General features: G+C 56.0%; 13 protein-coding genes. 8 read left to right on the top strand and 5 right to left on the bottom strand.

All coding sequences use genetic code 11. The annotated features are described in order from the left end of the window. Positions 1-71 precede the first annotated feature (71 nt). The 3 genes from ruvC to LVD14_RS12985 all read right to left on the bottom strand — a co-directional run bounded on the left by ruvC (position 72) and on the right by LVD14_RS12985 (position 2,710). Positions 72-590: a crossover junction endodeoxyribonuclease RuvC gene (gene ruvC / locus LVD14_RS12975; protein WP_237134482.1), complete on the bottom strand. Its 519-nt coding sequence runs from the start codon at positions 588-590 to the stop codon at positions 72-74. Further along, positions 590-2,371 (bottom strand): aspartate--tRNA ligase, encoded by a 1,782-nt coding sequence (aspS, locus tag LVD14_RS12980; RefSeq protein WP_237134483.1) that lies wholly within the window; start codon positions 2,369-2,371, stop codon positions 590-592. The genes ruvC and aspS overlap by 1 nt, the downstream gene beginning before the upstream one ends. A gap of 87 nt (positions 2,372-2,458) precedes the next feature. Continuing rightward, a complete protein-coding gene (locus LVD14_RS12985; protein WP_237134484.1) occupies positions 2,459-2,710 on the bottom strand; it encodes an FmdB family zinc ribbon protein in 252 nt (83 codons plus the stop codon). Between the two features lie 283 nt (positions 2,711-2,993). On the opposite strand from LVD14_RS12985, the gene LVD14_RS12990 reads away from it, so the two are divergent. From LVD14_RS12990 to LVD14_RS13015, 6 genes are all read left to right on the top strand, one after another. After that, a complete protein-coding gene (locus LVD14_RS12990) occupies positions 2,994-3,386 on the top strand; it encodes an HU family DNA-binding protein (protein WP_237134485.1) in 393 nt (130 codons plus the stop codon). Positions 3,387-3,498: 112 nt separating this feature from the next. Then, complete coding sequence (locus LVD14_RS12995; protein ID WP_237134486.1) at positions 3,499-5,238, top strand: proline--tRNA ligase; 1,740 nt, start codon at positions 3,499-3,501, stop codon at positions 5,236-5,238. 35 nt (positions 5,239-5,273) lie between these two features. Then, complete coding sequence (locus LVD14_RS13000) at positions 5,274-6,677, top strand: YihY/virulence factor BrkB family protein (protein ID WP_237134487.1); 1,404 nt, start codon at positions 5,274-5,276, stop codon at positions 6,675-6,677. Beyond that, a complete protein-coding gene (arsC, locus tag LVD14_RS13005; protein ID WP_237134488.1) occupies positions 6,674-7,039 on the top strand; it encodes an arsenate reductase (glutaredoxin) in 366 nt (121 codons plus the stop codon). Before LVD14_RS13000 ends, arsC begins: the two co-directional genes overlap by 4 nt. A 17-nt stretch (positions 7,040-7,056) precedes the next feature. Then, entirely contained in the window at positions 7,057-7,662 is a 606-nt protein-coding gene (wrbA, locus tag LVD14_RS13010) for an NAD(P)H:quinone oxidoreductase (RefSeq protein ID WP_237134489.1), read from the top strand. 17 nt (positions 7,663-7,679) lie between these two features. Then, positions 7,680-8,072: a DUF2069 domain-containing protein gene (locus LVD14_RS13015; RefSeq protein WP_237134490.1), complete on the top strand. Its 393-nt coding sequence runs from the start codon at positions 7,680-7,682 to the stop codon at positions 8,070-8,072. Between the two features lie 15 nt (positions 8,073-8,087). On the opposite strand, the gene hda is transcribed toward LVD14_RS13015, so the two are convergent. Both hda and LVD14_RS13025 read right to left on the bottom strand, forming a co-directional pair. After that, positions 8,088-8,876 (bottom strand): DnaA regulatory inactivator Hda, encoded by a 789-nt coding sequence (hda, locus tag LVD14_RS13020; RefSeq protein ID WP_237134491.1) that lies wholly within the window; start codon positions 8,874-8,876, stop codon positions 8,088-8,090. 5 nt (positions 8,877-8,881) lie between these two features. After that, positions 8,882-9,985 (bottom strand): DUF2066 domain-containing protein, encoded by a 1,104-nt coding sequence (locus tag LVD14_RS13025; protein ID WP_237134492.1) that lies wholly within the window; start codon positions 9,983-9,985, stop codon positions 8,882-8,884. A gap of 157 nt (positions 9,986-10,142) precedes the next feature. Between LVD14_RS13025 and purM the strand changes: the two genes are divergently transcribed. Beyond that, entirely contained in the window at positions 10,143-11,216 is a 1,074-nt protein-coding gene (purM, locus tag LVD14_RS13030) for a phosphoribosylformylglycinamidine cyclo-ligase (protein WP_237134493.1), read from the top strand. Next, the gene (purN, locus tag LVD14_RS13035; protein WP_237134494.1) at positions 11,213-11,869 is read left to right on the top strand and encodes a phosphoribosylglycinamide formyltransferase; all 657 of its coding nucleotides are present in this window, start codon (positions 11,213-11,215) and stop codon (positions 11,867-11,869) included. The genes purM and purN overlap by 4 nt, the downstream gene beginning before the upstream one ends. Positions 11,870-11,875: the final 6 nt, after the last annotated feature.

Here is an 11,875-nt window from a genome sequence, read left to right on the forward strand (position 1 = left end):
TTGGCGGGGTAATCTTCACGCTTAGTCAGACTGCGATCCTGTCACAGCAGCACTATGCCATGCTATTGCTGCTACTGGAACCTGCGCCTGCTGAAAGATTTTGCCGCTCCAACGCGAATCATACTACTGCGCGTGTTGGCGTGACAGATGGCAATTGCGAGCGCATCGGCCGCATCGGCCTGCAGACGTCCCTGCAGGCCCAGCAGCACTTTGATCATGTGTTGAACCTGGGTCTTGTCGGCGGCGCCGGAACCGGTTACCGACTGTTTGACGGTACGCGCAGGATATTCCGCCACGGGCAGATCAAACTGCAGGCAGGCCACCATGGCGGCACCGCGTGCCTGCCCCAGCTTCAGTGCAGAGCCTGCACTTTTACCCATGAACACTTCTTCGATGGCGCACTCCTGTGGGGAGTACATCTCAACCACTTCGGTAATGCCACGAAAAATTTCTCGCAGACGATCAGGATGGTCACCGGGCGTCGGGCGCACACAGCCACATGCCACGTAACGCAGGCGATTGCCCACTGACTCAATAACACCGAAACCGGTGACTCTTGAGCCAGGGTCAATCCCCAGGATCAGCGTCATCAGTCGGTGCTTGCAGTGCCCGGCTGCTCACGCAGTCGGATATTCAGCTCGCGCAATTGTTTTGCTGCGACCGGCCCAGGCGCATCGGTCAGCGGACAGGCGGCCGACTGTGTTTTCGGGAAGGCGATGACTTCACGAATCGAGCTGGCACCCGTCATCAACATGATCAGACGATCCAGGCCGAAGGCCAGACCGCCGTGCGGAGGACAGCCCGAGGACAGCGCGTTGAGCAGGAAGCCAAATTTTTCCTGGGCCTCCTCTTCACCGATACCCAGCAGATCGAATACGGCCTGCTGCATCTGCGGCTGGTTGATACGAATGGAGCCACCACCCAGTTCGGTACCATTCAGCACCATGTCATAGGCGCGCGACAGCGCCTTGTCCGGGCTGTCACGCAGCGCCTCCGGTGTACATGACGGGGCGGTAAACGGATGGTGCAGCGAGTTGAGATTGCCTTCCTTGTCGCGTTCGAACATTGGGAAGTCGACGACCCAAAGCGGTGCCCAGCCCGGTTTGACCTGACCCAGGTCGGCGGCCACTTTCAGGCGCAACGCGCCAATTGCCTCATTAACAATACCGGCTTTGTCTGCGCCGAAGAAAATGATGTCGCCACTGGCTACCTGCAGGCGGTCAAGCACCTGCTTCACCACATCTTCAGGCATGAATTTGATGATAGGTGACTGCAGGCCTTCAATGCCAGCATCCAGGTCGTTGACCTTGATCCAGGCCAGACCCTTCGCGCCATAAATACCGACAAACCTGGTGTAGTCGTCGATTTCCTTGCGGCTGAGGGAGGCACCACCGGGGACGCGCAGAGCCACGACACGGCTGTCAGGATCATTGGCCGGGCCAGCGAACACTTTGAAGTCAACGCCCTGCATCAGATCAGCAATGTCAGTGAATTCCAGATCGATACGCAGATCAGGCTTGTCGGATCCAAAGCGACGCATCGCTTCACCCCAGGTCATGCGGGGGAACTCACCCAGGTCCACATCCAGATGGCGCTGGAATATCTGGCGAATCATATTTTCTGCCACGGCCATGATGCCGGCTTCATCCATAAAGGATGTCTCGATATCGATCTGGGTGAACTCCGGCTGCCGATCAGCACGCAGATCTTCGTCGCGGAAACATTTGGCGATCTGGTAGTAGCGATCCATGCCTGCCACCATCAGAATCTGTTTGAACAGCTGCGGTGATTGCGGCAATGCGAAAAATTCGCCCGGGTGTGTGCGGCTGGGGACCAGATAGTCGCGTGCGCCCTCAGGGGTGGCACGTGTCAGAATCGGGGTTTCGATATCCAGGAAACCATTGTCGTCCAGATAGTTGCGGATAGAATTACAGACCTTGGAGCGGAAACGCAGTCGGTCGATCATTTCCGGGCGACGCAGATCGATGTAACGGTGCCGCAGGCGCACGTCTTCACTGACGGAGGCATGCTCATCCAACTGGAAGGCAGGTGTGCGAGCCACACTCAGAATTTCCAGCTCATGAGCCAGTACTTCGATCGCGCCGCTGGGCAGATCAGGATTGACAGTGCCTTCCGGGCGGGCCCGAACCAGACCTTTGACGCGAACAACAAACTCATTGCGAAGTGTTTCAGCCTGCGCAAAGGTGTCAGCGCGATCGGGATCGAACACGACCTGACACAGTCCATCGCGGTCGCGCAGGTCCACGAAAATAACGCCCCCGTGGTCACGGCGACGGTGGACCCATCCACAAAGACTGACGGTTTCGTCAATCCGGGCTTCATTCAATTGTCCGCAATAATGACTGCGCATATTCAATCCTGTTGTCTTACTCTAATGTGGCTGTGACTCATTAATCTGCTCGGCCCCGGCGCCACCGGGGCTTCTGCTACAGGCCGATCAGGCCGCGGGTGTTTTCGCGTCTCCCCCACCACTGCTGGAGGATTCCTGGGTACCATGCTTGCGCTTACCGGTTTTGAAGTCGGTCTCGTACCAGCCTTTGCCCTTCAAACGAAAGCTGGCAGCAGTCACCTGCTTGCTCAGCGCCGGCTGATGACAGGCGGGACAATCGGTCAGCGGCGCATCGCTCATTCGCTGAATTGCCTCCATTTGGTGGCCGCAGGCTTTACACTGATAATCATAAATCGGCATAAACGGTTAAACCTCACTACACCAGAAAAAAATAGACCGTGACAAAAGCAGATCAATAAAAGGGCGCTGATTATAACCGCTTTATACTATTTCATCACCTGCAGCCAGGATTTTTTGTGGTAAATCAAACCAGCCACGTGAACCCTTGACGGCGCAGGATGTCAATACTTGCGAGAGCGCGACCAATCCTTTATAAATAGCGGCTTGTAAGCCGTTTCAGATTATCTGGGCAATCACCGCAAGACGGTTCAAATTCATTGACATAAACAAGAAGGGAAACAGCATGGCAGCGACCCGATCCACGAGCAAGAAACCAGCGGCAGCCAAAGCAGCCAGCAAGCCCGCCAAAAAAACCACTGCAATCAGCGAAAAATACACCAAAACAGCCATTCTGGCTGAAATTGCCCAGAATACAGATCTGAGCAAAAAGCAGGTGGATGCAGTGCTGAATGAGCTGGGCGATCTGATTGAGCGACATATCAAGAAGCGCGGCTGCGGTGAATTCACACTGCCCGGCCTGCTGAAGATCAAGGCCGTCAAGAAGCCAGCACAACCAGCTCGCAAGAACGTGCCCAACCCGTTCCGTCCGGGCGAGTTCATGGACATTCCGAAGAAGCCGGCCAGCACGCGCGTCAAAGTGCTGCCGCTGAAAAAACTCAAAGAGTTTGCTCAGTAAGTACTGTACTGACCTGACAGTTGCCCCAAGACAGACTCAGTGCCCGCGGCGCCATCGGGTGTCGCGGGCATTTTCATCGATACCCGACCACTGCCTGATTACTGGAAGTTCCATGCGCACCAGCCAATACCTGATTGCAACCCTCAGAGAAACCCCTGCCGACGCCGAAGTCATCAGCCACCAGTTGATGCTGCGCGCCGGCATGATACGCAAGCTGGCCAGCGGCATGTATACATGGCTGCCGATGGGATTGCGGGTATTGCAGAAAGTCACTCGCATTGTGCGCGAGGAAATGGACCGGTCTGGTGCCATGGAAGTATCCATGCCGGTCGTGCAGTCGGCCGAACTGTGGCAGGAGTCTGGCCGCTGGGACCAGATGGGACCTGAGCTGCTGCGTTTTGTTGACCGTCACAACCGCGATTTTTGCCTGGGACCGACCCATGAAGAAGTCATCACGGACCTGATTCGCAATGAGTTCAACAGCTACAAACAACTGCCAGCCAATTTCTACCAGATCCAGATGAAGTTCCGCGACGAGCGACGCCCGCGTTTTGGTGTCATGCGAGCCCGCGAGTTTCTGATGAAGGATGCATATTCCTTCCATATCGATGAGGCATCTCTGGCAGAGACTTACGAAGTGATGTACCAGACTTACAGCAGTATTTTCACTCGGCTGGGCCTGGACTTTCGTGCCGTACTGGCAGACACAGGCAACATCGGCGGCAGCACCTCACACGAGTTCCACGTACTGGCAGATTCCGGTGAAGATGACATTGTATTCAGCTCCAGCGGAGAATATGCGGCCAATATCGAGCTGGCAGACGGCACCATACCCGACCTGAGTTACGCCAGTGACTGGACACCAGCCGAGCAGTCCGAGCTTGTTGATACGGGCACGGCGCACACGATTGAAGACGTCGCAGCAATGCTGCAGGTAGATGCTCGCCAGCTTATCAAGACCCTGATCGTCAAGGCCGAAGTATCAGACAGCAACCCACAGGGGCTGATGGCCTTGGTACTGCGCGGCGACCAGTCACTCAATGACATCAAGGCTGAAAAAGTGGAAGGAATTCAGCTTCCGCTGACCTTTGCATCGGATGAAGAGGTAAAGCAGGCAGTGGGGTGTCAGCCCGGCTGCCTAGGCCCGATCAAACTGCCCTTCCCGGTAATTGCTGACCGCAGTGCGGCGGCCCTGCGCAATTTCATCTGTGGCGCCAACCAGAATGGCAAACACCTGCGTGATGCCAACTGGCAGACAGACTGCACGTACACTGCGGTGGCCGACATCCGCAAGGTTAAGGAAGGCGATATCAGCCCTGATGGCAATGGCACACTCTCCATCAAACGCGGCATCGAAGTCGGTCACATCTTTCAACTGGGTACCAAATACAGCCGGGCCATGAATGCAGCCGTGCTGGACGAGAATGGCAAGTCGGTACTGATGACCATGGGCTGTTATGGTATTGGTGTCAGCCGAATCGTCGCTTCCGCGATAGAGCAGAATCATGATGACAATGGCATCATCTGGCCAGACGCCATTGCGCCGTTCCAGATCGCCATTATTCCGCTCAACGCTCATAAATCGCAGCAGGTGGTCGACGTCAGTGAACAATTAATGAGCGAACTCGAAGCCGCCGGCTACGAGGTACTGCTCGATGATCGCGACAAAAAGACCAGCCCGGGCGTCAAGTTCGCCGACATGGAGCTGATGGGCATACCACATCGCCTGGTGGTTTCCGATCGTGGCCTGGAAGCCGGCCAGATAGAATACAAGTCTCGACGCGCCAGCGACCCGGAACTTGTGCCACGTGACTCAATTATAGAGTTCCTGAGCACCCGTATCGCACGCTGAGCTCGATCAGTCAGGCAACACAGACAGGAGAAGTCATGCAGGTTCGATCACTGGACGACCTGAAGCAGTATCTTGATGATGTGTTGTGGCAGGATGATCCGGCCGCCAACTCCTCGTGGCGTGGGCACGCCATGCGCGCCTTGCGTATCGGCTACGCTGTGGTTCGGGATATAGCCGAAGGTCACTTGTCCCTGCGCGCCATGAGTCTGGTTTACTACACGGTTATTGCCATGGTTCCGTTGCTGGCACTGACCTTCGCAGTGCTTAAGGGTCTGGGCGTGCACAACGCCATGGAGCCCATGCTGCTCGGCATTTTACAACCATTTCTCGGTGACTATGGCCAGCAGATAACCAGCAATGTTGTTAGCTTTGTCGACAACGTCCGTGTCGATGTGCTCAGCTTTGTCAGTCTTGGCGTTCTGTTGTACACAGTGCTCACCATGATGCAGCGCATCGAACTGGCCTTTAATGACATCTGGGCAGTTTCACAGGCACGCAGCCTTGCCAGTCGCGTCAGCGAATACCTGTTTGCGGTCATTGTCGCACCTTTGCTTATTCTGTTGTCGGTGGGCATTGCCTCCTACGTAAATACCAACCTGTTCATGCGCCTGCTCGACGGGCTGGCGTTTGGTGCCGTGATCCTGCAGGCGCTTGGCGCAGTCATGCCGCTGGTGTTCATGTCGCTGGCTTTCGCGCTGGCCTTCAGTTTTATTCCCAACACGCGAGTTCAGTTCAGCTCGGCTCTGACTGGCGGCATTGTGACCACGCTGGCCTGGAAAACCATGGGCTGGGTGTTCCAGAACTTCATCACCGAATACTCAGCCAATGCAATCATCTACGCGGCATTTTTTGCTGTCATTCTGTTGATGCTGTTTATTTATCTGGGCTGGTTGATGCTGCTGATTGGCTCCTCGGTCGCCTTTTATCACCAGCATCCGTCCAAAGCACGTACTGGTCGCAAACCCCTGCACCTTAGCCTGCAGGCGCAGGAAGAGCTGAACCTGACCATTGCCTATCTGATCATAAAACGCTTTCAACAGAATGAACCGCCGTGGACGCTTGATGAACTGCTGTCCTACACACAGCTGGGCGCGCCGGTACTGGAGTCGAGCCTGGCAACTCTGTCAGCTATAGACTTCATTCGCTGCACCGATCAGAATCCCCCCCGGTATCTGCCTTCTCACAGCGTCGATTCGACACGAATCGCTGACCTGCGACTGCAGTTGCGCAGCTGGTCACGCGACCGCCTGAATACGCGCAGTGTTGTTGCCGAACAGATACAGATACGACGCTTTCTTGAGTCCGTGGAGCATGACGGGAATCGCCACTGTGGAGGTCAGACTTTTACCGAGCTGATGCAGGAACAACATCAACGTCCGCGGCTGTCACAACATTCACAGACAAGCCCAACAGAAACCGAATCAGAAGAGAAACCATGAGCCAGTATTTTATTTATCACAACCCGCGATGTTCAAAATCGCGCCAGACTCTGGCACTGCTTCAGGAAAATCAGATAGTACCGGAACAGATCCTGTATCTGGAAAATCCTCCCACTGTCGACACGCTCTCAGATCTGTGTAAAGCGCTCGGTATCGCGCCGCGCCAGCTGCTTCGAAAAGGTGAAACTGAATACCGCGAACTTTCGCTGGGCAATGAAGCTCTGGGTGATACTGATGTGCTGAATGCCATGCAGCAGCATCCACGCCTGATCGAACGCCCCATCGTGGTCCGACGTGACGGCAAAAAAATCCGCGCGGTGCTTGGACGACCGCCCGAGAATGTCATTGACCTGATCAAGTAACAGAGACTGCACTGACGATGAGCAATTCCACCCCCTATGTGCTGGTGCTGTATTACAGCCGCTCCGGTGCCACCGAAAAAATGGCTGCCCTGATCGCGCGCGGAGTCGAGCAGGCGGGAGATGTTGAGGCACGCCTGCGCACCGTGCCATCAGTCTCTCCGGATCACAAAGCGTCGCAGCCGGCTGTGCCGCCCCAGGGTGCGGTATACTGCACAGAAGATGATCTGCGCCACTGCGCTGGTCTGGCGCTGGGCAGCCCGACCCGGTTCGGCAATATGGCAGCAGCCATGAAGTATTTTCTCGATGGCACTGGCGCACTTTGGGCCACGGGTGCGCTGATCAATAAACCGGCAGCGCTGTTCACGTCCACGTCCAGCCTGCACGGCGGACAGGAAAGTACTCTGCTGAGCATGATGCTGCCGTTGTTGCATCACGGCATGGTGATCTGCGGGCTGCCTTACAGTGAGCCGGCTTTGATGCGCACCAGCAGTGGCGGCACACCCTACGGCGCAAGCCACCTGGCCGGACCAGACAGCGATCTGCCGCTTAGCGATGACGAAACCAGACTGTGTCTGGCGCTGGGCAAGCGACTGGGCGAACTGGCACTTCGCCTGTCAGAATAATTCTGGAGAGAACAACTATGACTGACACCTGGCAACCTGTGCCGGCAATCGTCAAGCGAACCCGCATGGCAGCCATGGCCAGTTATTTTGGCCTGATCGGGCTTTTTACCGGCGATGCGCTGGTCAGCCTGTTGCAGGGCGCGCCCTGGTATGTCGCCCTGATTCTGTGGCTGGTGCGTGTCGCGCCGCTGTTTATTTTTCTGCCGGGACTGCGCCGCAACCATTTGCGCACTTACGCCTGGCTGAGCTTTGCGATCATGCTTTATTTCATGCATGCGGTGAATGTCGCGTTTATTCCCGGGGACCGACTGTATGGCCTGCTGTACTGTCTATTGTGTGTGTCGATTTTCTGCACGCTCGTGCTGTACATCCGCGCTGCCCGCAAACACCTGGGCATGACACTGCAGTAACCGGCTGCAGCGGCCTTACCAGCCCATCAGGGATTTCAATAGCGGTATGGTCACCCGGCGGCCGGTTTCCAGCGAATGCCTGTCCAGCGCCTGCAGCACACCAAACAGCGCAGCCATGCTGCGTTGATTGCGCCTCACCAGAAATTCGGCAACATCATCACCCAGATTGAATCCACGCAATTTTGCACGCATCTGCAAAGCTGCCACTTTGTCGACGTCTTCCAGTACCGGCAGCTGAAATACGGCTGCTGACTGCAGACGCGACCGCAGATCCGGCAAGGAAACCTGCACGTGCTGCGGACTGTTGTCTGCTGCGACCAGCAGAGCACCGCCGTGATGTGCAAGGCGATTGTAAAGGTGAAACAGCGCTTCATCCCACTCCGGCTTCCCAACAACCTTTTGCAGATGATCCAGACACAGAATGTCCTGAAACTCCAGGCCATCGAGAATATCGGGATGCAGATCGCCAAGGCTCAAATCCAGGTAAAACGCCGATAGCGCATGCTGGTCAGGAACGGCTTCTTCACTGCTGGCTGCGTGACAGACTGCCTGCAGGAGATGACTGCAGCCCGCACCCTCACTGCCCCACAACCAGCAAAAATCTATGACTCGTGTGCTGCCGCAAGGCGCACGCCCGGACTGACGCCAACGCAGGATGTTTGCTTGCAGGTAGTCGCGTACGCGCGCCGCGGTGGACTCGGCGTCCGGTACAAAGAAGTTATCCAGTCTGGCATCGTCGTCCATACCGACGCGCAGTGAGAGTTGCCGTGGCGTTGCCGCCTGTGAACTTTGCGGGTCAGTCATGCGGTTTATCTGGTCCAACGAAAGCGCAAGGTTCCAGACACCTGATCGCCGGGATTGAAATTCACCGGCTGCAGGTCCCGACCCAGGCTGATGAACTCACTGAGCAGCTGTTGGCCGCCAACGACATGCAGCGAAAGATCGACACTATCCGGGCGCAGCACTCGTACCTGTACGTCCTGAACTACCGACAGCGAGCGCAGATACTGAACAAGTTGCGTGTGGCTGATGAGGTCGGTAATTTCATCCACCCGGATATTCACGTCACTCTCTCTGGCAAACGCACTTGGCAGCAGTCCAAAATGGCTGGCCAGCTGGGCAGTAACACGGTCCAGCGGCAGATCCATGTAGTCGCCCTCCTCCGTGGCCAGGTGGTCAAAAATGTCTTCGGTATCACGAAACAGAAATTTCCACAGCCCTACCAGCTGACCATCACCGACTTCAAGCACTCGGGCGGCCAGAACACTGTCAGCCCCGTAACGATCCCCAAGTGCCTGCAGTGCCGAACTGTCCAGTGACCAGGCCTGGGCTGGAGAGATCAGCTGGCGGTCGGTCAGGTCCAGAATCGGATAAAGCACCGGGACCGCGCGTTGCTCGGCAAACATGCGCGACTGGTCAAGCAACGGATGCTCGGTGCTCGACCCAAGCATCCGGCGCCTGCCGTCCGGGCCCTGCACAGTAATCAGAACCAGAATCGATGGCCGATTATTGTCCCAAACCGGAATATTCTCTCGATTGAGCAGACCATTGAGCATCGACTGGTCGATGTCCACCTGAATGAATGCAGCGCCGGCTGCTGCGCGATAACTGACTTCGGAAATGTAATCGCCTGCGCGCGCAATGGCGGATTGAATGGCTGGCTGCTGCAGCCAGCGGCGCTCACCAGTGACTTTGACAATAACGTCGGTCAATGCCTCACGATAGGCCCGCTGCCGCTCGGCCTCACTTTGGTTTTCAACCTCTATCTGGCGCTGGTAAAGACCACTGACTGGCAGGCTCCAGACCTGTGTGCTCAACAAGACCAGCAACAGCACGCCTGCCCATGTCACGACGTAGCGGGACGGGCGCTGAAGATTACGCTTTTTAGATAATGGACCGAGGGCATTTTTCATGGCGCAATCATAACCGATCGCCCCGGCGTTTGACATAATCGACTGACGAAGTGTTTACCAGCTGTTAAAATGCGCAGTTATCCGGCCGGCAACCGATGATTGCCGGCATTTTCGGTCACTATCTCTACTCTAGAGCAAGGACATTGCGACGCTTATCATGAACACAAAGACCCCCAGCTCCGACTCCCAACACACTGGCCTCAGCTACAAGGACGCCGGTGTCGACATTGATGCCGGCGATGCTCTGGTTGAGAAAATCAAATCCGTCACCCAGTCTACCCGACGTCCGGAGGTGCTTTCCGGTCTGGGCGGTTTTGGCGCGTTATGCGAGCTGCCCGAGGGTTATCGCAAGCCAGTGCTGGTATCTGCCACTGACGGTGTTGGCACCAAACTCAAGCTCGCGATCGACATGGGCAAACACGATACGATCGGCATTGACCTGGTGGCCATGTGCGTCAATGACCTGATTGTCTGTGGTGCCGAGCCTCTGTTTTTCCTTGATTACTATGCGACGGGCGGCCTGAATGTGGAAATCGCGGCGCAGGTCGTGGCAGGCATTGGCGAGGGCTGCCGCCAGTCCAATTGCTCACTGATCGGTGGGGAAACAGCAGAAATGCCCGGCATGTATCAGAAAGGCGATTATGACCTGGCCGGTTTTGCCGTCGGCGTTGTAGAAAAAGATGAAATCATCACCAATGAGCAGGTAGCCGTCGGTGACTGTCTGATCGGTATCGCTTCATCAGGCCCACATTCCAATGGCTATTCATTGATTCGCAAAGTTCTGGAAGTCAGCGGCGCTAAACTGGATGACCCGTTTGCCGAGAGCACCCTGGGCGAAGTTCTGCTGACACCCACGGAGATCTACGTTAAAGCCATGCAGGCACTGCAGCAGAAAGTGTCCGTGCACGGCATGGCACATATCACTGGCGGCGGCATTCTCGAAAATCTGCCACGCGTCATGCCTGACTACACCGAAGCGCATATCGACACTGATAGCTGGCAGCGCCCGGCCATCTTTGACTGGCTGCAGAAAGAAGGCAATATCGCATCACGCGAAATGTTGCGTACCTTCAACTGCGGTATTGGCATGATTGTCTGCGTGCCGGCGAAGCAGGCGGATACTGCTGTCGAACTGCTAAACTCAATGACGCGCGGTGCAACCGTCATCGGCAAAATCACAAAAGCCGAGGCTGAGAAACCAGCAGTTATTGCCAGCGGCCAGTATGCATGAGCCAGCAGCACAATTCAGAACAGGTCTGTCATGTTGTTGTCCTGATATCAGGCAATGGCAGCAATCTGCAAGCCTTGATTGATCAGCAACTAAAACACGGTTACCGGATTGCTGGCGTCATCAGCAACCGGGCTGATGCCTATGGCCTGCAGCGCGCCAAAGACGCCGGCCTGACGTCGCAGGTAATTGATCACAAACAGTTCGACAGCCGCGAAGCCTTTGATCAGGAGATGATCAGGGTCATCGACGCGATGGACATTGATCTTGTTGTTCTTGCCGGTTTCATGAGAATTCTCAGTTCAGCCTTTGTTCAGCATTATCAAGGCAGACTATTGAATATCCACCCGTCGCTGCTGCCAGCCTATAAAGGCACGCAGACGCATAAGCGTGTATTGGAGGCAGGCGACCGGGAGCATGGCGTCAGTGTCCATTTTGTAACCGAAGAGCTGGATGGCGGACCTGTCGTGCGACAGGCAGTCATCACGGTCGACTCTCAGGATACTGTCGAGACGCTGCAGCAGCGGATCGCCGAGCAGGAGCATCGCATTTATCCTGAGGTCGTCGGCTGGTATGCAAGTGGACGCCTGACAATGACAGATTCCTGCGCCACACTGGATGGCAACAGACTGCCGCCACAGGGAGTTCGTCAGTAATTCGAC

The sequence above is a fragment of the Pseudohongiella sp. O18 genome, from assembly GCF_021729085.1.
Taxonomy (GTDB): Bacteria; Pseudomonadota; Gammaproteobacteria; order Pseudomonadales; family Pseudohongiellaceae; genus Pseudohongiella.

Coding starts and splice junctions, on each gene's coding strand:
- aspS (WP_237134483.1), bottom strand. CDS start 2,371: ATGCGCAGTCATTATTGCGGACAATTGAATGAAGCCCGGATTGACGAA.
- purN (WP_237134494.1), top strand. CDS start 11,213: ATGAGCCAGCAGCACAATTCAGAACAGGTCTGTCATGTTGTTGTCCTG.
- LVD14_RS12985 (WP_237134484.1), bottom strand. CDS start 2,710: ATGCCGATTTATGATTATCAGTGTAAAGCCTGCGGCCACCAAATGGAG.
- LVD14_RS13015 (WP_237134490.1), top strand. CDS start 7,680: ATGACTGACACCTGGCAACCTGTGCCGGCAATCGTCAAGCGAACCCGC.
- LVD14_RS13000 (WP_237134487.1), top strand. CDS start 5,274: ATGCAGGTTCGATCACTGGACGACCTGAAGCAGTATCTTGATGATGTG.
- ruvC (WP_237134482.1), bottom strand. CDS start 590: ATGACGCTGATCCTGGGGATTGACCCTGGCTCAAGAGTCACCGGTTTC.
- arsC (WP_237134488.1), top strand. CDS start 6,674: ATGAGCCAGTATTTTATTTATCACAACCCGCGATGTTCAAAATCGCGC.
- LVD14_RS12990 (WP_237134485.1), top strand. CDS start 2,994: ATGGCAGCGACCCGATCCACGAGCAAGAAACCAGCGGCAGCCAAAGCA.
- purM (WP_237134493.1), top strand. CDS start 10,143: ATGAACACAAAGACCCCCAGCTCCGACTCCCAACACACTGGCCTCAGC.
- hda (WP_237134491.1), bottom strand. CDS start 8,876: ATGACTGACCCGCAAAGTTCACAGGCGGCAACGCCACGGCAACTCTCA.
- wrbA (WP_237134489.1), top strand. CDS start 7,057: ATGAGCAATTCCACCCCCTATGTGCTGGTGCTGTATTACAGCCGCTCC.
- LVD14_RS12995 (WP_237134486.1), top strand. CDS start 3,499: ATGCGCACCAGCCAATACCTGATTGCAACCCTCAGAGAAACCCCTGCC.
- LVD14_RS13025 (WP_237134492.1), bottom strand. CDS start 9,985: ATGAAAAATGCCCTCGGTCCATTATCTAAAAAGCGTAATCTTCAGCGC.